At 73.5% G+C, this 23207-nt stretch carries 26 protein-coding genes and 1 riboswitch; of the genes, 8 read left to right on the forward strand and 18 right to left on the reverse strand.

Going from position 1 to position 23207, the window contains the following annotated elements; all coding sequences use genetic code 11:
• Window positions 1-9: 9 nt before the first annotated feature.
• Both RMN56_RS08680 and RMN56_RS08685 read left to right on the forward strand, forming a co-directional pair.
• Window positions 10-372: a YciI family protein gene (locus tag RMN56_RS08680; RefSeq protein ID WP_313724683.1), complete on the forward strand. Its 363-nt coding sequence runs from the start codon at window positions 10-12 to the stop codon at window positions 370-372.
• Window positions 369-1613, forward strand: coding sequence for an RNA polymerase sigma factor (locus RMN56_RS08685; RefSeq protein WP_313723315.1), 1245 nt, complete (start codon window positions 369-371; stop codon window positions 1611-1613). The genes RMN56_RS08680 and RMN56_RS08685 overlap by 4 nt, the downstream gene beginning before the upstream one ends.
• A gap of 3 nt (window positions 1614-1616) precedes the next feature.
• Here RMN56_RS08685 and RMN56_RS08690 read toward each other — a convergent pair whose 3' ends face one another.
• The 9 genes from RMN56_RS08690 to RMN56_RS08730 form a co-directional block, all read right to left on the reverse strand.
• Window positions 1617-2060, reverse strand: a complete 444-nt coding sequence (locus RMN56_RS08690) for a hypothetical protein (protein WP_313723316.1) — start codon at window positions 2058-2060, stop codon at window positions 1617-1619.
• Between the two features lie 15 nt (window positions 2061-2075).
• Window positions 2076-2582 (reverse strand): EndoU domain-containing protein, encoded by a 507-nt coding sequence (locus RMN56_RS08695; RefSeq protein WP_262287452.1) that lies wholly within the window; start codon window positions 2580-2582, stop codon window positions 2076-2078.
• Between the two features lie 6 nt (window positions 2583-2588).
• Window positions 2589-3083 (reverse strand): WXG100-like domain-containing protein, encoded by a 495-nt coding sequence (locus tag RMN56_RS08700; protein ID WP_262287453.1) that lies wholly within the window; start codon window positions 3081-3083, stop codon window positions 2589-2591.
• Window positions 3084-3085: 2 nt separating this feature from the next.
• On the reverse strand, window positions 3086-3409 hold the full coding sequence (locus tag RMN56_RS08705; RefSeq protein ID WP_313723317.1) for a hypothetical protein: 324 nt from the start codon (window positions 3407-3409) through the stop codon (window positions 3086-3088).
• Complete coding sequence (locus RMN56_RS08710) at window positions 3409-3834, reverse strand: YbaB/EbfC family nucleoid-associated protein (protein ID WP_313723318.1); 426 nt, start codon at window positions 3832-3834, stop codon at window positions 3409-3411. The genes RMN56_RS08705 and RMN56_RS08710 overlap by 1 nt, the downstream gene beginning before the upstream one ends.
• 162 nt (window positions 3835-3996) lie before the next feature.
• Window positions 3997-4170 (reverse strand): CsbD family protein, encoded by a 174-nt coding sequence (locus RMN56_RS08715; RefSeq protein ID WP_091260889.1) that lies wholly within the window; start codon window positions 4168-4170, stop codon window positions 3997-3999.
• Window positions 4171-4242: 72 nt separating this feature from the next.
• Window positions 4243-6495 (reverse strand): heavy metal translocating P-type ATPase, encoded by a 2253-nt coding sequence (locus tag RMN56_RS08720; RefSeq protein ID WP_313723319.1) that lies wholly within the window; start codon window positions 6493-6495, stop codon window positions 4243-4245.
• A gap of 14 nt (window positions 6496-6509) precedes the next feature.
• Window positions 6510-7490, reverse strand: coding sequence for a DUF8832 domain-containing protein (locus RMN56_RS08725; RefSeq protein WP_313723320.1), 981 nt, complete (start codon window positions 7488-7490; stop codon window positions 6510-6512).
• 35 nt (window positions 7491-7525) lie between these two features.
• Window positions 7526-7735: a heavy-metal-associated domain-containing protein gene (locus RMN56_RS08730; RefSeq protein ID WP_313723321.1), complete on the reverse strand. Its 210-nt coding sequence runs from the start codon at window positions 7733-7735 to the stop codon at window positions 7526-7528.
• Between the two features lie 102 nt (window positions 7736-7837).
• On the opposite strand from RMN56_RS08730, the gene RMN56_RS08735 reads away from it, so the two are divergent.
• On the forward strand, window positions 7838-8137 hold the full coding sequence (locus RMN56_RS08735) for a metal-sensitive transcriptional regulator (protein ID WP_046568942.1): 300 nt from the start codon (window positions 7838-7840) through the stop codon (window positions 8135-8137).
• 243 nt (window positions 8138-8380) lie between these two features.
• A riboswitch (cyclic di-AMP (ydaO/yuaA leader) is annotated at window positions 8381-8511 on the forward strand.
• Between the two features lie 4 nt (window positions 8512-8515).
• Window positions 8516-9535, forward strand: a complete 1020-nt coding sequence (locus tag RMN56_RS08740) for a coiled-coil domain-containing protein (protein WP_313723324.1) — start codon at window positions 8516-8518, stop codon at window positions 9533-9535.
• A 67-nt stretch (window positions 9536-9602) separates the two neighbouring features.
• On the opposite strand, the gene RMN56_RS08745 is transcribed toward RMN56_RS08740, so the two are convergent.
• The gene (locus tag RMN56_RS08745; protein WP_313723325.1) at window positions 9603-10271 is read right to left on the reverse strand and encodes a carbonic anhydrase; all 669 of its coding nucleotides are present in this window, start codon (window positions 10269-10271) and stop codon (window positions 9603-9605) included.
• A gap of 194 nt (window positions 10272-10465) precedes the next feature.
• Here RMN56_RS08745 and RMN56_RS08750 point away from each other — a divergent pair, with 194 nt between their 5' ends.
• Entirely contained in the window at window positions 10466-10807 is a 342-nt protein-coding gene (locus RMN56_RS08750) for a helix-turn-helix transcriptional regulator (protein WP_313723327.1), read from the forward strand.
• Between the two features lie 58 nt (window positions 10808-10865).
• The gene (mycP, locus tag RMN56_RS08755; RefSeq protein WP_313723329.1) at window positions 10866-12104 is read left to right on the forward strand and encodes a type VII secretion-associated serine protease mycosin; all 1239 of its coding nucleotides are present in this window, start codon (window positions 10866-10868) and stop codon (window positions 12102-12104) included.
• 96 nt (window positions 12105-12200) lie between these two features.
• Here mycP and RMN56_RS08760 read toward each other — a convergent pair whose 3' ends face one another.
• From RMN56_RS08760 to eccCa, 7 genes are all read right to left on the reverse strand, one after another.
• On the reverse strand, window positions 12201-12479 hold the full coding sequence (locus RMN56_RS08760; RefSeq protein WP_313723330.1) for a WXG100 family type VII secretion target: 279 nt from the start codon (window positions 12477-12479) through the stop codon (window positions 12201-12203).
• A 28-nt stretch (window positions 12480-12507) separates the two neighbouring features.
• Window positions 12508-12816, reverse strand: a complete 309-nt coding sequence (locus tag RMN56_RS08765) for a WXG100 family type VII secretion target (RefSeq protein ID WP_151462501.1) — start codon at window positions 12814-12816, stop codon at window positions 12508-12510.
• A 204-nt stretch (window positions 12817-13020) separates the two neighbouring features.
• Window positions 13021-13281 (reverse strand): hypothetical protein, encoded by a 261-nt coding sequence (locus RMN56_RS08770; protein WP_313723331.1) that lies wholly within the window; start codon window positions 13279-13281, stop codon window positions 13021-13023.
• 18 nt (window positions 13282-13299) lie between these two features.
• Window positions 13300-14025 (reverse strand): hypothetical protein, encoded by a 726-nt coding sequence (locus RMN56_RS08775; protein ID WP_262283190.1) that lies wholly within the window; start codon window positions 14023-14025, stop codon window positions 13300-13302.
• 31 nt (window positions 14026-14056) lie between these two features.
• Window positions 14057-14350 carry a hypothetical protein gene (locus RMN56_RS08780; RefSeq protein WP_262283191.1) on the reverse strand — a complete coding sequence of 98 codons (294 nt, stop codon included), beginning with the start codon at window positions 14348-14350 and terminating at the stop codon, window positions 14057-14059.
• A gap of 16 nt (window positions 14351-14366) precedes the next feature.
• On the reverse strand, window positions 14367-14786 hold the full coding sequence (locus RMN56_RS08785; protein WP_313723332.1) for a YbaB/EbfC family nucleoid-associated protein: 420 nt from the start codon (window positions 14784-14786) through the stop codon (window positions 14367-14369).
• Window positions 14787-14854: 68 nt separating this feature from the next.
• Window positions 14855-18820: a type VII secretion protein EccCa gene (eccCa, locus tag RMN56_RS08790; RefSeq protein WP_313723333.1), complete on the reverse strand. Its 3966-nt coding sequence runs from the start codon at window positions 18818-18820 to the stop codon at window positions 14855-14857.
• A 171-nt stretch (window positions 18821-18991) separates the two neighbouring features.
• Here eccCa and eccD point away from each other — a divergent pair, with 171 nt between their 5' ends.
• A complete protein-coding gene (gene eccD / locus RMN56_RS08795) occupies window positions 18992-20389 on the forward strand; it encodes a type VII secretion integral membrane protein EccD (protein ID WP_313723334.1) in 1398 nt (465 codons plus the stop codon).
• Here the strand turns inward: eccD and RMN56_RS08800 are convergent.
• A complete protein-coding gene (locus RMN56_RS08800) occupies window positions 20373-21545 on the reverse strand; it encodes a type VII secretion protein EccE (protein WP_313723335.1) in 1173 nt (390 codons plus the stop codon). The two genes, eccD and RMN56_RS08800, sit on opposite strands and share 17 nt — an antisense overlap.
• 164 nt (window positions 21546-21709) lie before the next feature.
• On the opposite strand from RMN56_RS08800, the gene eccB reads away from it, so the two are divergent.
• Window positions 21710-23176: a type VII secretion protein EccB gene (gene eccB, locus RMN56_RS08805; protein ID WP_313723336.1), complete on the forward strand. Its 1467-nt coding sequence runs from the start codon at window positions 21710-21712 to the stop codon at window positions 23174-23176.
• Window positions 23177-23207: the final 31 nt, after the last annotated feature.

Here is a 23207-nt window from a genome sequence, read left to right on the forward strand (position 1 = left end):
GTGAAGTACATGCTGCTGATCTGGAACCGGCCCGGCTTCGTCGAGGAGCTGTCCGAGGAGGAGCGGAACGCGATCTTCGGCGAGGTCGACGTGATCATGAAGGAGCTGACCGAGTCCGGCGAGCTGGTCGGCGGTGAGGCGCTGGCCCACCCGGCGCAGACCCGTACCGTCCGGCCCGCCGCCGGGGGCGGCACCGAGGTCACCGACGGGCCGTTCCTGGAGAGCAAGGAGCAGTTCGCCGGCTACCTGACGGTCGACTGCGAGACCCCGGAACGGGCCGCCGAGATCGCCGCGCGCTGGCCGGACGTCGCGCACGGCGTCGGCGTGCTGGAGGTGCGGCCGGTGATGGAGCAGTCCGGGACGGAGATGTGACCGACCGGGCGGTCGAGGACCTGCTGCGCGCCCTCGCGCCGCAGGTCCTCGGCGTGCTCGTCCGCCGGCACGGCCAGTTCTACGCCTGCGAGGACGCCGTCCAGGAGGCGCTGCTCGCCGCCGCGACCCAGTGGCCGGCGCAGGGCGTGCCGGACCATCCCCGTTCCTGGCTGGTCACCGTGGCGACCCGCCGGCTCACCGACGAGTGGCGCAGCGAACGGGCCCGCCGGGACCGCGAGGTCGCCGTGGCGGTCCGGGAACCGGCGTACGCGGCGGTCGCCCCGGCCGCCGACGAGGAGCCGCCGAGCGGGGACGACACGCTCAAGCTGCTCTTCCTCTGCTGCCATACGGCGCTCACGGTCAGCGCCCAGGTGGCGCTCACCCTGCGGGCGGTCGGCGGGTTGAGCACCGCCGAGATCGCCCGGGCGTACCTGGTGCCCGAGGCCACGATGAGCCAGCGGATCCGTCGGGCCAAGCAGCGGATCGAGGCGGCCGGAGCGCGGTTCGCCATGCCCTCGGCAGCCGACCGCGACGCCCGGCTGGGCGCCGTGCTGCACGTCCTCTACCTGATCTTCAACGAGGGTTACACCGCCTCCAGCGGAGCCGAGCTGCACCGGGCCGAGCTGACCGGCGAGGCGATCCGGCTGGCCCGGGAGCTGCGCCGGCTGCTGCCCGACGACGGCGAGGTGGCGGGGTTGCTGGCCCTCATGCTGCTCACCGACGCGCACCGGGGCGCGCGTACCGGCCCGGGCGGTGAGCTGGTGCCGCTGGCCGAGCAGGACCGCGGCCGCTGGGACCGGGCCGGGATCGAGGAGGGCGTCGCGCTGGTGACCGAGGCGCTGACCTGGTCGGCCCCCGGCCCCTACCAGGTGCAGGCCGCCATCGCGGCGGTGCACGCCGAGGCGCCCGCCGCGGCCGACACCGACTGGCCGCAGATCGTCGCGCTCTACCGGGTGCTGGCCCGGCTCGCGCCGAACCCGATGGTCACCCTCAACCAGGCCGCCGCGGTGGCCATGGTCGACGGCCCGCGGGCCGGGCTCGCCCTGCTGGCGCCGCTGGACGCCGACGAGCGGACCGCCGGCCACCACCGGCTCGCCGCCGTCCGCGCCCACCTCCTCGAACTGGCCGGCGACCGGGACGCCGCCCGGGCCGCCTACCTGGCCGCCGCCCGCGCCACCATCAGCCTGCCCGAGCGGCACTACCTGGAGGTACGCGCCGCCCGGCTGACCGGCGACCGGTGACGCTCAGAAGAGCCGCCCGCGGTACGGGTGCGGCCGCCCCCACCGCTCCTCCCACTGCACCAGCTCGGCCTGCCAGCCGGGCAGGTCGGGCCGGTACTCACGGATGAGATCGGGGTTCTCCGGGCGGCTCACCAGGAACCGCCAGTACGCCTCGACCGCCTCGCGCACCTCGTCGAGCGAGTACCGGCCGCCCTCGCCCGGGACCCACTCGTTCCGGAACTCGACGCCGCCGGCGGTGAAGTTGACCTCGTATTTGTCGCTGTCCCACTCGTCCTCGAGCGGCCGGCCGTGCGACACGTCGTCGACCATCGCGAGGGCGTCGAGACAGACCGACTGGTAGACCGAGATGTCGGTGATCAGCCAGGCGCCGAGCGCCCGGTAGCGCTGATCCGTCACCTCGAACAGCGGCAGGCGAAATTCGTCGAGCGAGAAGGTGATGAACGCCAACAGAGGTCCTTCGGATCAGGGGACGACCGGCCATCCGTGCGTGAAGCCGCCCGAGCCATTGTAGAAACCCTCGATCACGAGGTCCTTGTACTTACCACGCCACATCTGGGTGCCCGGCACCGGCCGTGCGCCCTGGAAGGCGCCGCTGATGGCGTTGTCCACCTGAGCGGGCGTCCAGTCGTCCGGGAAGAAGGAGCTCTCCCCGCCGTTGCCCTTCTTCGGCTTCCAGGCGCCGTGCGGCGGGTTCATCGTCGGGTCGAAGAACTCGGGTTTGGCCCGGTACGCCCCGGTCTTCGGATCCCGGACGACGGTGCCCGGCTGCAGCCTGCGGCCCGGGAAGTCCTCGCCCCCGGGCCGGTAGTGGTAGCCGGACCCCTTGGGCATGCCCGGCTTCACATGACCACCGAAGACATGTTCGGTGAAGTGCGGGTTCATCCGGTCGGGCCGGTTGCGCGTCTTGGTGCGCTTGAGAAAACGCAACGCGGCCCTCATCAACCGGCCGCCGGCCTTGCCTCCGCTCATGCCACGTCACCCGTCGAGGAGTTTCCAGAGCACCTCTTGGACGAGGTTGCCGACGATGGTCCGGGCCAACTGCTGGAAGATCGGGATCTCCAGGAGCGAGGCGCCGAAGGTGACCGCCGCCGTGGCGATCGCCTGGGCGATCTGGATGGCGAGGATGACCAGTTGCACGATCACGGCGATCTTCAGGGCGAGCACGATGGCCCCGCAGATGATCAGCCCGGTGCCGGTGAGCACGGCCGCGGTCACCCCGTCGCGGAGGCTGTCGGCCGGGCTGTCCTCCCGGTTCCACCAGGACTGGAAGGCCGTGATGTCCTGGCCGGTGTGGCTGGACCAGACGGCGGTGGCCCCCGTGTTCGCCTCGGCCACGACACCGGACAGGGTGCCGGAGAAGCCGATCCAGGCGTTGCCCATCTCGAAGAGCTTGACCTCGTCCGCCTCGGGCCAGGTGTAGCCGAGGATGCCGAGCAGCGAGCGCAGCTCGCCGGGAAGTTCCAGACCCACCGTCAGCCTCCCAGCGCCTGACGCAGCCCGTCGAAGCCCTGCGTGATGGAGGCTTCGATCTCGGCGTAGCGGGTGGCCATGCCGGTGAGGTCGGTGCCGGCGGCGGCGATCTCCTGGAGCGCGGTGTCGAAGCACTCGAAGGCGAACGCGGAGACCTCGTCGTGGGCGGCGCCGATCAGCGAACCGATGTCGTCGGAGCCCCAGGGCCGGCCGAAGGCCGCCAGTTCGGCCTGGAACGCCGTCAGGGCCTCGCTGAAGCGGGTGGCCACGTCGCCCAGCGCGCGACCGGAGCTGCCCAGCCCGTCCGGGTCGACCTCGATCGCCATCAGCGGCCGCCCTGGCCGGACAGCCGGTCCTGGGCCTGGACCAGCGCGTCGGTGAAGGTGGTGAGCTGCCGGCCGGCGTCCTCCTGGATCCGGCGCAGTTGCTCGCCGAGGGAGGTCAGGTCGACCTGGCCGGGAACGGCTGCGATGGCCTTCTCCTGGAGGTCGACGAGCGCGGCGTTGACCGCCGTGGCGATCTCCTCGGCCAGGGACTCGCTCGGCAGCCGCATCGCCCGGGGGTCGAGGGTCAACGCGGTGATCCGCCCGGGCGGGCCGGCGGTCACCCGGACCAGGCCGTCGGCCGCCTCGCCGACTCCCTCGGGCGGCGGGGGCGCCTCGCCGTCGGCGCCGGCGGTGAACCGCCCCAGCGCGGACATGGTCTCGGACAGCACCCGGCCGAGGCCGGATGGATCGACGGGTTGGGCCATGGGCGTAGCTCCTCCGGGGTCGAGGTCCCCCCGCATGCTACGCAGTTGGCGCCAACCAGGGTGACCCCCGGTGAGCGACTGTGGACTATCCGATGTGGAGCCGTCACACGCGTCGTGGGCCGGGCCGGCAGCGCTGCCGGCCCGGCCCACGAGAACTGGTGGTCAGCTCTTGAAGGCGTCCTTGATCTTCTCGCCCGCCTGCTTGAGGTTGGCGGCCGCCTGGTCGTTGCGGCCCTCGGCCTCGAGGCGCTCGTCGTCCGTGGCCCGGCCGACGCCTTCCTTGACCTTGCCGGCGGTGTTCTCGGTCGCGTTGTCGATCTTGTCGTCGATGCCCATAAGAACCTCCACTCAGCGGTTTCCGTACCGTCAGAGGAGTACCCCGACGCCCGCCGTCCGAATCCCCGGTCCTCAGCCGACCGGGCGGAAGCGCCGCAGCCGGAGACTGTTCGCCACCACGAAGACCGACGAGAAAGCCATCGCGGCGCCGGCGATCATCGGGTTGAGCAAGCCCGCGGCGGCCAGCGGCAGGGCGGCCACGTTGTAGGCGAAGGCCCAGAACAGGTTGCCCTTGATGATCGCGAGGGTCCGGCGGGAGAGCCGGATGGCGTCGACGGCGGCCGTCAGGTCGCCCCGCACCAGGGTCAGGTCGGACGCCTCGATGGCCACGTCGGTGCCGGTGCCCATAGCCAGCCCCAGGTCGGCCTGGGCGAGCGCGGCGGCGTCGTTGATCCCGTCGCCGACCATGGCCACGGTCCGCCCCTCACCCTGGAGCCGCTCGACCACCGCCACCTTGTCGGCCGGCAGCACCTCGGCGATCACCTCGTCGATGCCGACCTCGGCGGCCACCGCCTTCGCCACGGTGGCGTTGTCGCCGGTGAGCAGCACCGGGGTGAGCCCCAGCTCGCGCAGCCGGGCGACGGCCGCCCGGCTGGTCGGCTTCACCACGTCGGCCACGGCGAGGACACCGCGGGCCCGGCCGTCCCAGCCGGCCACGACCGCCGTCCGGCCGGCCACCTCCGCGCCGGTCACCGCCCGCACGACCTCCTCGGGTACGTCGAGACCGCGCTCGCGCAGCAGCCGGAGCCGCCCGACCACCACCTCCCGGCCGTCGATCGTGCCGGTCACGCCGAGGCCCTCGGCGTTGGCGAAGCCGGTCACCGCGGGCAGCGGCCCCGCCTCGGCGGCGCCGTCGGCGACGGCGCGGGCGATCGGGTGCTCGGAGGCCCCCTCCAGCGCGCCCGCGAGCCGGAGCAGTTCGGCGGCGTCCTCGCCCCCGGCCGGCAGCACGTCGACCAGCGTCATCTTCCCGGTGGTGACGGTGCCGGTCTTGTCCAGCACCACGGTGTCGACCTGGCGGGTGGACTCCAGCACCTCCGGGCCCTTGATCAGGATGCCGAGCTGGGCGCCCCGCCCGGTGCCGACCAGCAGCGCGGTCGGCGTGGCGAGCCCCAGCGCGCACGGGCAGGCGATGATCAGCACCGCCACCGCGGCGGTGAACGCGGCGGTCGTGCCGCCCCCGGTGCCCAGCCACCAGCCCAGCGTGCCGGCGGCCAGGGCGATCACGATCGGCACGAAGACGCCGGAGATCCGGTCGGCGAGCCGCTGCACGGCCGCCTTGCCGGTCTGCGCCTGCTCCACCAGCCTCGCCATCTGTGCGAGCTGGGTGTCGCCGCCGACCCGGGTGGCGCGGACGACCAGCCGGCCGCCGGCGTTGACGGTGGCACCGACCACGGTGTCGCCCGGCGCGACCTCGACCGGCACGGACTCGCCGGTGAGCATGCTGGCGTCGACCGCCGAGGTCCCCTCGACGACCACGCCGTCCGTGGCGACCTTCTCGCCGGGGCGGACCACGAACCGGTCGCCGACGACGAGCTGGTCCGCCGGGATCCGGGTCTCCTGCCCGCCGCGCAGCACCGCGACGTCCTTGGCGCCCAGCTCCAGCAGGGCGCGCAGGGCAGCGCCCGCGGTCCGCTTCGAGCGGGCCTCGAAGTACCGGCCGGCCAGGATGAACACGGTCACCCCGGCGGCGGCCTCCAGGTAGATGTTGCCGGCCCCGTCGGTGCGGGTGATGTCGAAGCGGAACGCGTGGGTCATGCCGGGCATCCCGGCATCGCCGAGGAAGAGGGCCCAGAGCGACCAGCCGAACGCGGCGAGGGTGCCGAGCGAGACCAGCGTGTCCATGGTCGCCGCGCCGTGCCGCAGGTTGATCCAGGCGGCCCGGTGGAACGGCAGCCCGCCGTAGACCACGACCGGGGCGGCCAGGGTCAGCGACAGCCACTGCCAGTAGTCGAACTGCCAGGCCGGCACCATGGCCAGCACGATCACCGGCACGGTCAGCACGGCCGACACCCACAACCGGGTACGCAGCCCGCGCAGCTCGTCCACCGGCTCGGCGGGCGCCCCGGCGGCGACCTGCGCGGGCGGCGGCGGGACGACGGCCGTGTAGCCGGTCTTCTCCACGGTGGCGATCAGCTCGGCCGGGGTGACCTCGTCGGCGTACCGGACGGTGGCCTTCTCGGTGGCGTAGTTGACCGTGGCCTCCACGCCGTCCATCCGGTTGAGCTTCTTCTCGATCCGGGCGGCGCAGGAGGCGCAGGTCATGCCCCCGATCGCGAGTTCGATCAGGTGCGGCGCGACCGGCAGGGACCTGGCGGATGTCATCTCGTCACCTCCGGTCAGCTGTGCCCGTGCCCGGGAGCGCCGTGGTCGGCGTCCGGGGTCGGTGCGGTCGTGGGGGCCGGCGCGGCGGGCGCCGGCGTGGCCTGGTCCCCGGCCAGCACGGTGAACTCGGCGGTGTGCACCGCGTCGCCGTGCCGGAAGTCCAGGTAGAGACGGTACGCGCCGGACGAGGGCACCTCGGCGGCGAAGGTGACCGCCGGTCCGGCCGGGGTCCGCCCGTCGCCGGGCGCGCCCTCCGGGTGCACGTGCAGGTACGCCAGGTCGCCCTGGCGCAGCGCCACCAGGTGCCCGTACGCCCCGAGGTAGGGCTGGAGGTCGGTGACGGGCCGGCCGTCCCGGCTGACGGTCAGGGTGAGCCGGCTGGTCCGACCGGGCTGTGGGGCGCCGGTGAGGGTGACCGTGTAGCCGTCGACCGTGGTGCGGGTCACCGGCGCGGGCAGCGGCCGGTGCTCCAGGGCGCCGGGGACGGTGACGTCGACCCCGAGGGTGAGCGGCTCGCCGCCGGTCGGGGTGAAGTCGGCGAACGCCCGCCAGACGCCGGCTCCGGCGAGCGGCGAGGCGACCCGCCAGGTGCCGTCGGCGGCCAGCTCCGGGTGGACGTGCCGGAAGCCGGAGAGGTCGCGGCGGGCCACGATCAGGTGCATGCGCTTGTCGTGGGCCACGTCGTAGCGGGTGACGGGCCGTCCGTCCGGGCCGGTGATCCGGAAGGCGAACTCGCCCGCGGGGGCGGTCACCGGCTGGAGCGTGTAGCCGTGGTCGGAGACGAGCAGCCCGCCGGGCAGGTGGGCGGTGGCGGTGGCCGCGTGGCCCCCGTCACCGTGGTCGGTTCCGCCGGAGTCGTGGCCGGCGTCGGTGGCGTCGTGGCGGGTCTCGACGGCCGGGGTGACGGGGCCGGCCAGGTGGCCGACCCCGTACGCCGTGCCGAACACCGCCGCGAGCCCGAGGGCGAAGCCGCTCAGCTTCGTCGCCGTGTTCATCGGGGTACCTCGGTTCCTTCGGGTCCGCGGACCCGTCACGCCCCGACGAGGTCGTAACCGGCCTCGTCGACGGCGGCGCGGACGGTGTCCGTGTCCAGCGGGCTCTGACTGGTGACGGTGACCCGGCCGGAGGCCAGGTCGACCTGGACGTCGGTGACGCCCGGCAGTGCGCTCACCTCGGCGCTGACCGAGTTGACGCAGTGCCCGCAGGTCATGCCCTGCACCTGGTACGTGGTGGTGACCATCGCGCTTCTTCCCTTCCGCCGCTGTCGTTACCGTTACCCGGTGGGGGTATCGGCCACGAGACGACCGTACCATACCCCCGAGGGGTACGCTATCCTTGCGTCATGACCGCACCGACGACCCCGACCCGGGGCTACACCGCCAGCAAGGACCAGCTCCTCGCGCGGCTCCGCCGTATCGAGGGCCAGGTTCGCGGCATCGAGAAGATGGTCGAGGACGACCGTTACTGCATCGACGTGCTGACCCAGATCTCCGCCATCCAGGCCGCGCTGGACAAGGTGGGCCTCGGCCTGCTCGACGGGCACGCCCGGCACTGCATGCACGAGGGCGCCGCCGAGGGCCGCGCCGACGAGATGGCCACCGAGATGATGGCCGCCGTGGGCCGCCTCATGAAGCGAGGCTGACCGGCCGGTCGGACGGCCTCGGCGGTCGCCGGACCGGCGCGCCGGCGGGCGGGTCCGGCGCCGCGGGGAGCACGCAGGCCGCATGGTGACACTCCGCAGCGTGACGGCGGATCTGAAACGCGATCCTGGTCACGCAGGGCGAGGACGAATTCTCGCTATTGGTCGGCTTCCGGACGTAGAACACCGGGAGGACTCTCGGGTAACCTCGCTGCCGGTCACCGCCGAAGGCGCGCACCGGCGCCAGCGGTGCCGCCGCCCAATCGCCCGCGGGCGAGCCGGGGAACCAGGTACATGGGGTGAATCCGCGCGAGCGGTAGGGGCCACTTCCGTCCCGAACCCGTCAGCTAACCCGGTCGGCGGCCGACGGAAGGGAACACTGTGACGGCACCCCTGCGCCGCTGGCTGACCCCCGTGGTGGCCGTGCTGGGCGCGCTCACCGTGCTGGTGGGGCCGACCCCGGCGACGGCCGCTCCGAGCACCCCCACCCCCTCGGGGCATTCCGAGGAGGAGGACGACCCCCTCATCACCGAGGCCATCGACGCCGCCAACCGGGCCTACCTCCAGGCCAAGGCGAAGCTCGACACGTCCCGTAAGCGCCAGCTCCAACTCGCCCTCGAGGTGAAGGCGGCACAGAGCGAGCTCGACGCGCTGAGCCCGCAGGTGGCCCAGATCGCCGCGCAGTCCTACCGGACCGGCCGGATGGGCGCCATGGCCATGCTGATGGAGAGCAACACGCCGGACTCGTTCGTCCGGCGGGCGGCCGCCCTCGACGAGCTGAACCTGCTGAACTCGCAGAAGCTCGCCGCCATCAACGCCGCGAAGAACCGCGCCGAGCAGGCCAAGATCGCGCTCGACATCGAGGTCCGCGAGCAGGAGAAGCAGAAGAACGCGATGGCCCGCGAGAAGGCCGAGACGGAGAAGGCGCTGAAGCTGGTCGGTGGGATCGGCTTCACCGGCGGCCTGGTCTCGGCCACCTCGCCGGTCGCCCGCGTCGGCCCCGGCCGCACCTCGGACGGCGACTGGAAGCCGGAGTCGTGCAGCGAGAACGACCCGACCACCTCGGGCTGCGTCACCCCGCGCACGCTGCACGCGTACAAGGAGGTCAAGCGGGCCGGCTTCAACCGCTTCGTGGGCTGCCACCGGAACGGCGGGCCGTTCGAGCACCCGAAGGGCCGCGCCTGCGACTGGTCGTTGCAGAAGAGCGGCTTCTCCTCGTGGCGCACGAAGGACCAGCGGATGTACGGCAACAACGTCGCCGCCTTCCTCATCCGCAACGCGGACCGGCTCGGCATCTATTACGTGATCTGGAACCGGCAGATCTGGTTCCCGGCCACCGGCTGGAAGTCCTACAGCGGGCCCTCCGACCACACCGACCACGTGCACATGTCGCTGCTCTGACGACGTACGCCGAAAGGGGCCGGCCCGCGACGCGCGGGCCGGCCCCTTCGACGTTTCCTGACCGCCGTCAGTTGGCGAGCGCCGGGTCCGCGGGCGCGGCCGGGGCGGGCACCGCACCGGCCGGGGCCGGGGCCGGGGCCTGGGCCACCGTGCGCACCTCGCCCGCGCTGAGCCGGTACGACAGGCCGGCCACCAGGCACCGCCCGGCGGCCACCTCGTCGGCGAGGACGGTGGACCGGGCGAGCAGCGCCTCCACGGTCTGCGCGATGTGGATGTCGATTATCCCGTCGAGGTCCTCGACGCCCTCCCGGCCGGCCCGGAGCAGGCTGGGCGCGACGGCGTCCACCACCGCGCCGAGGTGCCCGGACGGCGACGTGCCGGTGCGGACCGCCTCGCGGGCGGCCTGGACCGCGCCGCACGAGTCGTGGCCGAGGACCACCACGAGCGGGGTGCCCAGCACGGTCACCGCGTACTCGACGCTGCCGAGCACCTCGGGGCCGGCGGTGTGGCCGGCGGTGCGGACCACGAAGAGGTCACCGAGGCCCCGGTCGAAGATGATCTCGGCGGCGAGCCGCGAGTCGGAGCACCCGACGATCACGGCGAACGGGTGCTGGCCGTCGGCGACCGCCGCCCGGTGCCCGGCGTCCTGGTTGGGATGGCGCGGGGCGCCGGTGACGAACCGGTGGTTACCGGCGTAGAGCTCGGCGAGCGCCTGCTCGGGAGTGGTCGGCGGCACTGATCCTCACCTCGTCCTCGCGCAAAAACGCCCTGGTCAGCCGGCCGGCGACGGAGGCGGCCTCGGCACCCACGGTCACACGCAGTCCAAGGTACGTCAAGATTTACGTGATACGGATTTCATACGTCCGTCCGATCTTGACGGCGCCCCCGGGCGGCCGCCTCGACAGGACCGGGACACGCGGGGGCCATACCATGACCATCATGGCGACGACACCAGGTGAGAAAGGCAGCGGCCGGAACTGGACCTTCCTCACCAACCACGGGCACGTGCTCCTGGCCATCGCCCGTAACCCCACCGCCCGGCTGCGGGACGTGGCCGACGAGGTGGGGGTCACCGAGCGGGCCGCCCAGGCGATCGTCGCCGACCTGGAGGCCGGCGGCTACCTCCGCCGCACCCGGGTGGGCCGCCGCAACGAGTACACGGTCAACCCGAACGGGCACTTCCGGCACCCGGCCGAGGCCGACCAGCAGGTGGGTGCCCTCCTCGCCCTCTTCACCGCCGAGCCGCTCGCGGAGCCGGCGACCGGAAGCTGACCGCGTCCCGCGTACGCCCGTCACCGCACGGACGGCACGACGACGGTAATCTCACCGCGTGCGCGACAGCTTGCGGCCGGACGGGACGACAGAGCGCGTCCGGACCGGACACCGGACCCGATCCGTCCTCTCCGGAGCGGCGGTGGCCGCGCTGCTCGGCGGCGTGCTGGCGGTGCCCGCGCCCGCCGTGGCGGCCCCCAAGTGCGGCCCGCCCGGCGGCCCCGCCCCGACCGAGCCGCCCTGGGCGCTCAACCGGCTCGACCCGGCCGGGGCCTGGCGGGTCACCAAGGGGCAGGGGGTCACCGTCGCGGTCATCGACTCCGGCGTCTCCCCCACCCACCCGCTGCTGCGCGGCCGGGTGCTCCCCGGTGAGGACTTCAACCATCTCGAGAAGTTCGACGGCCAGTGCGACCAGGTCGGCCACGGCACCCTGATCGCGGGCATCATCGCCGGCCGGGAGGGCACCGGCGCGCCGTACACCGGGATCGCGCCGGAGGCGAAGATCCTGCCGGTCCGGGTGCTGGCCGACAACCAGAAGGCCTTCGACGAGTCCATCCCGGCCGAGATCGGCAAGGCCATCCGATGGGCGGTCGACCACGGGGCCGACGTGATCAACCTGTCTCTGGTGACGCTCGACGACCCGGCGCTGCGGCAGGCCGTCGACTACGCGCTCGGCAAGAACGTGATCCTGGTGGCCGCCGCCGGCAACCGGCAGGAGAACCAGCAGGACCAGCCGGCGTACCCGGCCTCGTACCCGGGGGTCGTCGCGGTCGCCGGCGTGGACGAGAGCGGCGGGCACGTCGGCAGCTCGGTCACCGGCAACTATGTGGACATCGCCGCGCCCGGGCTGAACATCGTCGGCCCGGCCCCGGACGGCACCGGCTACCGCGCCGAACCGCAGGGCGGCACCAGCTTCGCCACCGGGTACGTCTCCGGCGTCGCCGCACTGGTGCGGGCCGCCCACCCGGACCTCAGCCCGAAGGACGTGGCGTTCCGGCTCACCTGCACCGCCGACAACCCGCCCGACGGCCACAACGCCCTGGTCGGTTACGGGGTGGTCAACCCGTACCGGGCTGTGACGAGCCTGCTGGGCACCCGCAGCGACCCGCCGCTGGGCGCGATGTCGGCGCCCGCGCCGCACGACGACCCGCTGGCGTGGCAGCGCACCGTGGCGATCTGGGCGGCCGTGATCGGCGCGGTGCTGGCCGGGGTCCTGCTGGCGCTGCGGCCGATCCTCGTGCGAGGCCGCCGGCGCGGCTGGCGCCCCGGCCGGCGCAGCGCACCGCAGGACGCCTGAACACCCGGGTCCGGCTCACGCCGGACCCGGGCCGGAAAAGCACCACGGCCCCGACCCCGGCGTGAGCCGGAGCGGAGCCGCAGCGGATCGGTCGGGTCAGCCCCAGACCTTCGAGTTGCTCATCTCGGTGGTCATGTAGTTCTCGCGTGCGATGCCCACCGCACCGCCGATGTCGTTCAGGACCTTGTTGATGTCCCGCACGGCGGCGTCCCACTGAGCCTGGTGCTGCTCGTAGGCCACGCGGTCCTGGCCCTCCCACTCGAGCTTCGTCAGCATCGAGCGCAGCGTGTCCAGCTTCTCGTCGATGGTCCGCGAGATGGCCTGCATCTGCTGGTTGCTGCTCTCGAGGACAGCGTAGTCAACCTTGATGCTCATCGATTCCTCCTCTGCCTGTCTTCGCGGATCACGGGTTGAGAGCAGAGTGGAACTTGTCCAGCATCTGCTGCTGCTCTTCGTCGTTGACCTGGTGCGTCGTGCCGGACTTGTCAAGCAGGTCGGCGATGTTGTCCATCGCCGTCAGCAGCTTGTTCGTGTCCTCGTTCCAACGCAGCATCAGGTTCTGGAAACCCGTGGACGCCCCGCCCTTCCAGGCCATGGCCAGGTCGTCGACGACGTTCCACAGTTTCTTCAGCTCACCGTCGACGTCGCTGCGCGTGGACCGCACGTCACTCGCGGCGGTGTGCAGGCTCGCTGCACTGACCTCGAACGCCATGCTTCACACCCTTCCGTCATCTCTGTGGCGGCGGATCCGCCGCGCCCCTCCCCCGCGGCAAGGCGTACACACCCCACCGACGGACACTTCAATCGAACCGTAGCGGACGACGTCCAATCCGCGCAGCCCTGCTTCCCCATGGCGCACAACGCCGTCCGGCGAACAGACCGTACGACGTGGACGGTCGCGCCCGCCAGCGGCCGGTCAGGACGGCCGTCGATACGTCCGGACGTGCATCACCACGCCGAAGACCAGCACCACCGCAAGCAGCGCCACGAACAGCCACAGCACCGGCTTGTCGACCGCCCGGTCGAGCACCACCGGGATCAGCGCCGCGACGCCGGTGAGCAACACCACTTCGCCGGCCCGCTTCGCCCACGCGGCGCGGGACAGCTGGGCGACCAGCGCCAGCCCGAGGAAGACCGGCACGGTCACCAGGAAGTACACGAAGAGCACCAAGGTCACCCCGGACCCCTTCCGCCGTCACTGGTAGAACTTGGAGTCCTGCACCCAGTCGATCTTGATGTCCTTGATGTCCGGGTCCTGACCCGTGGCCGCCCAGCCGGGACGGGAATCCGACACGAAGGCGAACCGGTCGTTGCCCTGGAAGCCGCCGACGACCGCGGAGAACAGCGCGCTGATGTCGCCGAAGACCAGCGCCAGGATCGCCGCGCTCGCCGCCATCCCGGCCACGCCGATCGCCTCGGCGATGGGCGCGGTCGGTGGGAACGCCTGGAGGGCGACCGAGGCGATCACCGCGATCAGGATCGGGATGAGCGCGTCGACCAGCGCGTTCACCGCGTCGTTGAAGGCGTCCCGGGCGGCGGTGAGGGTGTCCCTGTTGGCGTTGAACGCCTCCGCCAGCGAGTTGATCTCGGCCCCGAGCTTGCGGAGGAAGAGGTCGAACGCGTCCCGGTCGTCGAAGTCCCACTCGGCGTCCGACGGCGGGACCTGCTCCAGCGCCGCCCCGAACTGGTCGCCGCCGAGCAGCCGCGCCGCGTCGCCCCACTCCTTGATGGACTTGTTGACCTCGTCGTTGTCGAACGTCTCCAGGTAGGCGATGGCGGCACCCAGCGCCCCGGCGAAGACCAGCCACATCCAGTTGGCCCGGGCGGCCGGCAGCAGGCCGCGCACCGGCGCCGTCGCGGCGGCGACCGTGTGCGTGCCGGTCACCGTGCCGGCCGCGTTGGCGATCAGGATCTCCGACATCAGCAGCTCCTCCCGTCGCGCGCCCGGCCGGTCACTTGACCACCCACGGCTGGTCGGACTTCTCCCAGTTCTTGGCGGTCTGCTCCAACTGCTCGGCCGCCTTGTGCAGGTGCTCGATGCCGGTCCTGACGTTCTTCAGGTGACCGTCCACCGAGGCGTTGTGCGCCTGCACGGTGCCGCCCCCGAAGAGGGTCAGCGCGCCGTCCGGCAGTTTCACGCTCTCCAGCAGCGTCTGCACGTTGCGCAGGTACTGGATCGGGCCGTCCGGAGCGTCGAGTTTCTTGCTCGCCTTGCGGATCGCGTCGACGTCGACCTTGTTCGCCACCGCGTCTCCTCCCTGGTCAGCGGCGCAGGCCGCGGGTCGGGTCGGTCAGATCCACGCCGAACTCCCGGAACCAGTCCTCCGGGGTGAGGTTGCCCGCCTGCGCCCGGCGGACCAGCTCCGAGCCGCCGAGCACCTCGGTCATCAGCTCCTGCTGCCGCTCGGCGAAGGCCGCGTACGCCGCGTCGATCGCGGCCTGGAGCGACTCGGCCAGGGTGAAGCTGTCCAGCCGCATCGCCCGGGCGTTGACGTCGATGCCACCGACCTTCATGTCGCCGTCGACCGTCACGCGGACCAGGCCGTCCGGGCTCTCCCCGGTCACCCGCAGCTCGGCGCGCTGCTGCTGGAACTCCACCAGCCGGCGCTGCTGCTCCTGCGCCTGGCGCAGCAGGTTCTCCACCGCGCCACCGGCGCCGCCGTAACCCCACGGGCTGCTCACGACTGTCTTCTCCTCAGCTCGACGGTCGGGCCGACGCTACCGGACCCGCTCCTTTGACGTCCGCCCCGTCAGACGGGCTCCGTCCAGGCGGTCTGGATGAGCTGCTGGCCGTCCCGGCGGCGGACCAGGGTGCCCCGGCCCGGCGGTTGCGGACTCGGCCGCAGGTTGCCGAACACGGCACCCTCCTCGCGGCTGCCGGACATCAGCAGGCCCGGCGAGTCCAGCTCGCGCAGGCGTTGCAGCACCGGCTCGTAGAGGGCGCGGGCCACACCACCCACCCGGCGGGTGATGATCAGGTGCAGGCCGATGTCCCGCGCCTGCGGCAGCAGCTCGTGCAGGGCGCTGAGCGGGTTGTTGCCGCCGGAGGCGACCAGGTCGTAGTCGTCCACCAGGATGTAGAGCTCCGGCCCCTTCCACCAGCTCCGGTCGCGCAGCTGCGCGGTGGTCACGTCCGGACCCGGCAGGCGGTTCTGCAGTGCGCTGCGGATCGAACCGAGACCCTGGCTGAACACCTGGTTGGACGGCGCGTAGTCGAGCAGGTGGTCGCCCTCCACCGCACCCAGCAGGCCACGCCGGTAGTCGGCGATGACCAGCCGGGCCTGCGCCGGGGTGTACCGCTCGGCGACGCCCCGGGCGATCAGCCGCAGCAGGTTGGTCTTGCCGCACTCGGCGTCGCCGAACACGGTCAGGTGCGGCTCGGTCGTCAGGTCCAGGTAGACCGGGGCGAGCGCCGACTCGTTGACGCCGATCGGGATGCCCGGTGCCGACCGGTCGACCACCTTCGCCAGCTCGGTGACGGCCAGCTTGCGCGGCAGCAGCCGCACCTTCGGCGCCGGGCGGCCCGGCCAATTGGCCGCGACGTGCCCGGCCAGGGCCACCGACGCCTCGGTCAGGTCCTCGATGTCGCGCTTGCCGTCGATCCGCGAGACGCCGGTGAGGAAGTGCAGCTTGTCGCGGGTCAGGCCGCGACCGGGCGTCCCGCCCGGCACGTTCTGCGCGGCCCGCCGGTCGATCTCCGACTCCGCCGGGTCGCCGAGCCGCAGCTCCAGCTTGGTGCCGAGCAGGTCCCGCATGTTGATCCGGATCTCCGCCCACCGCACGGCGGTGATCACCACGTGTACGCCGAAACCGAGCCCGCGGTTGGCCAGGTTGGTGATGGTCTGCTCCAGCTCCTCGTACTCCTGGCGCAGCGTGTTCCAGCCGTCGACCACGAGGAAGACGTCGCCGAACGGGTCGTCGGCGAACTCCCCGGCCGCCCGGCGCCGGCGGTAGCTGGCCACCGAGTCGATGCCGTGCTGGGTGAACCGGTTCTCCCGCTCGTCGATGACAGCGACCACCTCGGCCACGGTCCGGCGGACCGCCTCGATGTCCCGCCGCCCGGCCACCCCGGAGGTGTGCGGCAGCCCGTCCAGGCTGCGCAGCGCGCCACCGCCGAAGTCGAGGCAGAAGAACTGCACCTCGCGCGGGGTGTGGGTGAGCGCCAGCGAGGCCAGCATCGTGCGCAGCATCGTGCTCTTGCCGCTCAGCGAGGCGCCCACGATCACCACGTTGCCGCCGGCGCCGGCCAGGTCCACCATCATCGGGTCGCGGCGCTGCTCGTACGGGCGGTCGACGATGCCGACAGGCACGGTGAGCCGGCCCCGCCCCGGCCAGTTCGCGGTGGTCAACCCGAACGTCGGGTGCACGGCCAGCGGGGGCAGCAGCTCGGCCAGGCTCGGCGGCTCGGCCAGCGGCGGCAGCCAGACCTGGTGCGCCGGGCGGCCCCGCCCCTGGAGCCGGTCGATCAGCACGTCGAGCATGGCCACGGCCTTGCCGTCGCCGGTCTGCTCCGGCTCGGGCGCGGTCTCGGCCGGGCTCGGCAGGGCCGGCGCCGGCACGTAGTCGATGCCGTACGGGACGATCCGGCGCTGCACCTGCGCCCGGGTGGACCGCTGCACCTGCCCCGGCGCCCGGTACGGGCCGGACACGTAGGCGGCCCGGAACCGGAGCATCGTCGTGGTGTCGGTCTTCAGGTAGCCGTGGCCCGGCGCGTTGGGCAGCTCGTACGCGTCCGGCACGCCCAGCACGATCCGGCTCTCCACCGCCGAGAAGGTCCGCAGACCGATCCGGTACGACAGGTGGGTGTCGAGTCCCCGGAGTTTCCCCTCTTCCAGCCGCTGGCTCGCCAGCAGCAGGTGCACGCCGAGCGACCGGCCGAGCCGGCCGATCATCACGAAGAGGTCGATGAAGTCCGGCTTCGCGGCGAGCAGCTCGGAGAACTCGTCACAGATGATGAGCAGGCTGGGCATCGGCTCCAGCGGCTCGCCCGCGGCCCGGGCCTTCTCGTAGTCGTAGCGCGAGACGTAGTTGCCGGCCGCGCGCAGCACCTCCTGGCGGCGGTTCATCTCGCCGGCCAGCGCGTCCCGCATCCGGTCGACCAGCGGCAGCTCGTCGGACAGGTTGGTGATGACCGCGCTGGTGTGCGGCAGCGCGTCCAGCGAGGCGAAGGTGGCGCCACCCTTGAAGTCGACCAGGACGAAGTTGAGCTCCTCGGACGAGTGCGTCACGGCCAGCGCCGCGACGACCGTACGCAGGAGTTCGCTCTTGCCGGAACCGGTCGCGCCGATGACCAGGCCGTGCGGGCCCATGCCCTCGTGCGCGGACTCCTTGAAGTCCAGCTCGACCACGTTGCCGTCCGGCCCCACGCCGAGCGGGATGCGCAGCCGGTCCCGGTGGCTGCGCGGCCGCCAGGTCTGCTGGGTGTCCACGGTGGCCGCGTCGCCCACGCCGAGCAGGTCCGGCAGCTCCATGCTGCGGGCCAGCGGCTCCTCGGTGCTGGCGCCCTGCTGCTGGGAGAGCCGGTAGGGGGCGATCTGCCGGGCCAGCCCCTCGGCGGCCGCCATGGTGAGCCGGTCCGGCCGGCCCAGCCGGGAGGTGGCCGTGCCGCGGACCAGGTCCAGCCCGCTGCCGTTGCCGGTGTCCAGGCAGAGCAGCCAGCGGCCCGCGTCGCGCGGCACCGTGCCGGAGAGGTCGATCACCGTGGCGCCGAGCAGGCCCGGCCCCATCAGCGCGCAGGTCGGCGAGACCTCGCCGCCGTCGAGCACCACCACGAGGTGCGGCGCCGTGGTGAGCGGCTTCGCCTCCGGGGCGAACCGGGGCCGGCCGCCCAGCTCGTTGGCGAGCGCCGCCTCCGCCTCGGCCAGGCTGGCGAAGACCATCCGCCGCGCGCCGGCCGCGTCCGTACGCCCCGGGTGCTGGGCGTGCGGCAGCCACTTCACCCAGTCCCACGCCGGCTGCCGGTCGGGCGCGGCCACCACGGCCACCAGGAGGTCGTCCGGCGCGTGGAAGGTGACCAGCTGGGCCAGCGCGGCCCGGGTCAGGTCCAGCACCGGCTCCCGGTCGCCGCGCAACGCGATCCGGCTGAACGCGCGCAGCGACAGCGCGGTGGGCAGGTCGGGCACGCTGGAATGGGCCCGCACGAACCGGCGCAGCGCGATCGCGCTCATCGGCTCCAGGTCCTCCACCGGCTTGGTCTCCGGCGGCACGATCTCCACGGCCAGCCGCTGCGGGCCGAGCGCGATCCGCACCTCGCCGAAGTCGTCCTCGGTGATCCGCCGTTCCCACAGCCGGCGCGAGGCGGCGACCGACCAGAGCGCGTCCGGCTCCGGGTGCCGCCACGTCATCGCGGCGCGCTGCTGCTCGGCGGCACGCCGGGTGCGCTTGCGCATCTGGGCCAGGTAGCGCATGTAGTCGCGCCGCTGGGCGTTCAGCTCGGCCTTGTCGTTGCCGCCGTTGCCGAGCGTGCCGACCGCCATGCCCAGCATCGACACGCCGAACAGGCCGCCGGCCACGTACGTCATCATGCCGCCGCCGCGGCCGGCGTAGAGGAAGGCCATCGCGCCGACGCCGCAGAGCATCGGCAGGATCATCAGCACCTGACCCATGCCCTTGGCCTGCGGCTCCGGCAGCTCGGGCGGGGACTCCAGCAGCACCTCCCCGCGCGGCAGCGCGGGCCCCGGTTGACGCGGAAGCCGGCGGAACACCACCGTGCTCACGGCTGTCTCCTCCCCAGAAGCGGCCCTGCTCGTCATCGGCCGACGCACCCGAGTCGTCGGGTGGGCAACCTGTGCGACCGCCATCGTAGGTAATCTCCCGGAGGCGCCGTGGACCCACGGGGGCGGCGCGGGCGGCCGAGGTGGATCGTAGGCGAGCACGAGGAGGCCACTGTGGCGACGAAAACGGCGACCGGCGGACTGAGCCGGATCACCATCGTGGCGCCGCGGACCAGGATGGATCTGGCGTTGCCGTCCGACGTGCCGCTGGCCGACCTGCTGCCGACGCTGCTGCGTTACGCCGGCGAGGATCTCGCCGACGAGGGCGTGCGGCACGGCGGCTGGAGCCTGTCCCGGCTCGGCGGTCAGCCGCTCGACGGCGGCCGCACCGCCGCGCAGCTCGGCGTCCGCGACGGCGAGGTCCTCTACTTCAACCCGCGGGCCGCCGCCGCGCCCGAGATCGTCTTCGACGACGTGGTGGACGCGGTCGCCACGTCGACCAACCAGCGGGCCGGCGCCTGGCAGGTCGGCACCACCCGGGCGTTCTCGGTGCTCTTCGCCGGTGCGGCGCTGGCGGCCGGCGCGGCGTTCACGCTGTTCGCCGGGCCGCCCCAGCTGCCCGGTGCGCTCGCCGCGCTGGTGGTCGCGGTCGCATTGCTGATCAGCGCCGCGGTGCTGTCCCGGGCGGCCGGCGACAGCCGCACCGGCGCCGTGCTGGCCACGGGCGGCCTCGGCTACGCCGCGATCGGCGGCCTGCTGGTGCTCGCCGGCGACCGGCGGCTCTCCGAGCTGGCCAGCCCGCACGTGCTGCTCGCCGCGACCGCGGTCGTGCTCTTCGGCGCGGTCGCCGCGCTGGCCGTCGGGGACCGCCTGCCGCTCTTCCTCGGCGCGGTCGGGGTGGGCGTGGCGGTCGGCTTCGGCGCGGCGCTCTGCCTGGCGTTCGACATCGGGGCGGCGGCCGCCGCCGCGGTGGTGGCGACGGTGGCGTTCGGCGCCCTGCCGGCGCTGCCCATGATCTCCTACCGGCTGGCCCGGTTGCCGGTGCCGTCGATCCCGACGGGTCCGGACGACCTGAAGAGCGACACCGAGTCGGTGGACGGCCCGCAGGTGCTGCGCAACAGCGAGCGCGCCGACGCGTACCTCACCGGCCTGCTGTGGACGGTGTCGGTGCTGGTGCTCGGCGGCGAGGTGGTGCTCGCCGACAACGGCCGGTTGCCGGCCGTGCTGCTCTGCCTGGTGCTGGCCCTGCTGGCGCTGCTGCGGGCCCGCCCGTTCCTGGGCCGCGGCCAGCGCACCCCGGTGCTCCTCGCCGGCACCCTCGGTCTGGGGCTGGCGGCCGCGGCCACCTTCGGCGCGAACCCGCTGCCGGTCCGGCTCGGGCTGATCCTGGGCGGCCTGCTGGTGGTCGCCGTGATCAGCCTGATCTACGGGCTCACCGTGGCGGGCAAGCGGATCTCGCCGGTCTGGGGCCGCACCCTCGACATCGTCGAGATCCTGCTGATCGTCGCCCTGGTGCCGCTGGCCGTCTGGGTGTGCGGCCTCTACGGCTGGATCGTCAACCTTCGGCCGTGACCGTGCCCATCGCGGTGCCCACCGGCGCGGTCGCGTAGACCGCCGGGCCGTGCTGGCCGTCCAGCGGGCGGGCCGGCACGCCGGAGCGGCGGGCCACCTCCCGGACCGCCTTCACGAGCGCCTCGGCGTGACCGTCCATGGCCGCCACCCGCAGCAGCGGCGGGAGCTGCCGGCCGCCGGGGAGCACCACGGCCGCGACGGTGTGCGAGGGGGCGGAGGTGGCGGTCACCGCGTCCACCAGCGCGCCCAGCGAGCCGTTGGGGCGGACCCGCAGCGCCAGGCAGCGCTGGGTCCAGCCGCCGCCGCGCAGGCTCTCCCAACTCTCCACCGGGGACTCGGGGGCCAGGTCGAGGCCGGCGCCGGAGACCACCGCGGCGTGCAGCTCGTCCCGGCCGAGCACCCGGTGACCGAGACCGGCGGCGTTGAGCGCCTTGCCGAGCCGGCCGATGCCGGCTGCGACCGTGCGGTGCACGCCGTGCATGCCGCCGCCCCGGCTCACCGTCTCGGCGCGCGCGTCGGCGACCGACAGGCGCAGCGCCACCCAGACCGTCCGGTGCGCCGCCGGGGGCGCGCCCGGAGCCGGGTACCAGACCAGGGTGTGCGAGACGACCTGGGTCTGGGTGACCGGCCCGGAGAAGTCGGCGAGCACCGCGAGCGCCCGGTCCACCACGCCCGCCTCGATCGACCCGGCCGGTGAGCCGGGCCGGCCGGTGAGCGCGACGGCGGCGAACCAGCCCCGGTCGTCCTGCCCGATGCCGAGCCGGGTGCCGCGCTCGGTCAGCTCGACGACGGACAGGTCCGGGGCGAGCGCGGCCAGCCGCGCGTCGCCGGCCGGCGCGGCGCCGCGGGCCCGGTCACGGCGGCGGCGCAGCCGGCGGCGGAGCATGAGGTCCTCGTACCACCAGCGGCCACCGCGCCGGGCGAAGGCGGCCACCACGGCCAGCAGCGCCAGCGCGCCGACGGTGGCGAGCAGCCAGGTCGGGCCGCCGGTGGCGAACCAGACGGCGAGCGCGGCGCACTCCAGCACCACGAGCTGGCCGACGACGACCGGGCCGAGCCGGCCGCGCCGGCGCCGGTCGGCCGGGGTGACCGGTCGGTCCGCCGGCACGGCGGGGACGGTGGCCGTACGACCGGGTGGCGCCTGGACCTGGGTCATCGGTGAGGGTCCCTTCTGGACATCCTGGGCATCCGCCGGTGCGGTGCGTCGCCGGGTGGCGGGCGGGGTCCCGGTGAACCGTCGACGGCCCCTTATCGTAGGGAAGCCCGCGGCGGAGTTCGGACCTGATCGCCGCGCGGACCCACCCCTGCCGGAGGTTAGTCATGCGGACCCGCCGCGATCAGGTGCAGGCGTACCGCTTCGTCACCCGCCGGATCGTCTCGGCGCTGCTCTCCGGCGACCCGGAGACCAACGACCTGCCGATGCGGCGGCTCGGCATGGCGGTATTCGGCAGCGTCATCGCGGCCGCCGTCGTGCTGGGCGGCGCGGGGGCGTACGGGCAGTTCACCAGCAACTCCGCCCCGCTGGAGCCGAACACGCTGGTGATCGAGCGGGAGACCGGGGCGACCTACGTCTTCACCGACGACAAGGTGCTGCACCCGACGCTCAACTACGCCTCGGCCCGGCTCATCCTCAACGACGCCGGCGCGCCGGTCCGCACCATGTCCCAGGCCTCGATCAAGGATCGGCCACGGGGCCGGGCGGTCGGCATCGTGGGCGCCCCGGACGCCGTGCCGGACCGGAAGTCGCTGGTCGGCCTCCCCTGGTCGGTGTGCGACGTGCCCGACGCGAACGACCCGCAGCGCTCCACCACCCGGCTGGTGATCGACCGGCCGCTGCCCGGCGGCACCCCGCTCACCGACCGGGCGGTCCTGGTCAAGCTGAACGACGCGCGCTACCTGCTGACCGGCGGCGCGCGGCTGCGGGTGGTCGGCGACGAGCAGGCGCTGGTGGCGTTGAAGATGGCGGGGGCGACCACCCTCACGGTCGGGCAGCAGTTGCTCAACGCCGTGCCGGTCGGCCCGGCGCTGCGCAAGCCGACCATCGACGGGGAGGGCAACCCCAGCGGGCTGACCGTCGGCGACCGTCCGGCCCGGGTCGGCCAGGTCTACCGGGCCGCCGGCCAGTACTACGTGCTGGCCAAGCAGGGCCTGGTGGCGATCCGCGAGGTGACGGCCCTGCTGCTGCTCGGCGGCGGCGGCCAGGTCACCGACATCACGCCGGACCAGGCCGGCCAGCTTCTCACCGACCAGCGGCTGGAGGCCGAGGGCCTGCCGGACCGGCTGCCCACCCTGCACGAGGTCCGCGCCGGGCGGACGGTGCTCTGTGCCACGTACCGCCCCGGGCCGGCCGGCCAGCCGACCACCACCCTGGAGGTCTTCGACCAGCCGCCGGCCGAGCTGACGGTGTCGACCGGGGTGGCGGCGCGGCAGAGCGACCGGGACGCGGTGCGGACCGCCGAGAGCGTGCTGCTGCCCGGCGGCAAGGGCGTGCTGGTGCAGGCCACCGCCGGGGAGACCGGCAAGGCCGCGGCCGGCACGACCGTCTACCTGATCACCCCGCAGGGCGTCCGTTACCCGCTCGGCACCGCCTCCGGCGACGCGAAGAGCGCCCTGGGGTACGGCGACGTGACGCCGCTCGCGGTGCCCGCGTCCCTGCTGGCCCTGGTGCCGACCGGGCCGACCCTGGAGCGCGAGGACGCGATGAACCAGTTCGATCCGGGCGCGGTGTCGAGCGGCGGCGCGACCTCCGGGCCGGACGACGACGTGGCCCCTGCGCAGGGCGGATGACCGCGACGGACACGGTCCGAAGTGGATAGGG

This window comes from Micromonospora halotolerans, from assembly GCF_032108445.1.
Lineage (GTDB): Bacteria > Actinomycetota > Actinomycetes > Mycobacteriales > Micromonosporaceae > Micromonospora > Micromonospora halotolerans.

Coding starts and splice junctions, on each gene's coding strand:
- RMN56_RS08680 (WP_313724683.1), top strand. CDS start 10: ATGCTGCTGATCTGGAACCGGCCCGGCTTCGTCGAGGAGCTGTCCGAG.
- RMN56_RS08695 (WP_262287452.1), bottom strand. CDS start 2,582: ATGAGCGGAGGCAAGGCCGGCGGCCGGTTGATGAGGGCCGCGTTGCGT.
- RMN56_RS08705 (WP_313723317.1), bottom strand. CDS start 3,409: ATGGCGATCGAGGTCGACCCGGACGGGCTGGGCAGCTCCGGTCGCGCG.
- RMN56_RS08710 (WP_313723318.1), bottom strand. CDS start 3,834: ATGGCCCAACCCGTCGATCCATCCGGCCTCGGCCGGGTGCTGTCCGAG.
- RMN56_RS08715 (WP_091260889.1), bottom strand. CDS start 4,170: ATGGGCATCGACGACAAGATCGACAACGCGACCGAGAACACCGCCGGC.
- RMN56_RS08720 (WP_313723319.1), bottom strand. CDS start 6,495: ATGACATCCGCCAGGTCCCTGCCGGTCGCGCCGCACCTGATCGAACTC.
- RMN56_RS08725 (WP_313723320.1), bottom strand. CDS start 7,490: ATGAACACGGCGACGAAGCTGAGCGGCTTCGCCCTCGGGCTCGCGGCG.
- RMN56_RS08730 (WP_313723321.1), bottom strand. CDS start 7,735: ATGGTCACCACCACGTACCAGGTGCAGGGCATGACCTGCGGGCACTGC.
- RMN56_RS08735 (WP_046568942.1), top strand. CDS start 7,838: ATGACCGCACCGACGACCCCGACCCGGGGCTACACCGCCAGCAAGGAC.
- RMN56_RS08750 (WP_313723327.1), top strand. CDS start 10,466: ATGACCATCATGGCGACGACACCAGGTGAGAAAGGCAGCGGCCGGAAC.
- RMN56_RS08760 (WP_313723330.1), bottom strand. CDS start 12,479: ATGAGCATCAAGGTTGACTACGCTGTCCTCGAGAGCAGCAACCAGCAG.
- RMN56_RS08765 (WP_151462501.1), bottom strand. CDS start 12,816: ATGGCGTTCGAGGTCAGTGCAGCGAGCCTGCACACCGCCGCGAGTGAC.
- RMN56_RS08775 (WP_262283190.1), bottom strand. CDS start 14,025: ATGTCGGAGATCCTGATCGCCAACGCGGCCGGCACGGTGACCGGCACG.
- RMN56_RS08800 (WP_313723335.1), bottom strand. CDS start 21,545: ATGACCCAGGTCCAGGCGCCACCCGGTCGTACGGCCACCGTCCCCGCC.
- eccB (WP_313723336.1), top strand. CDS start 21,710: ATGCGGACCCGCCGCGATCAGGTGCAGGCGTACCGCTTCGTCACCCGC.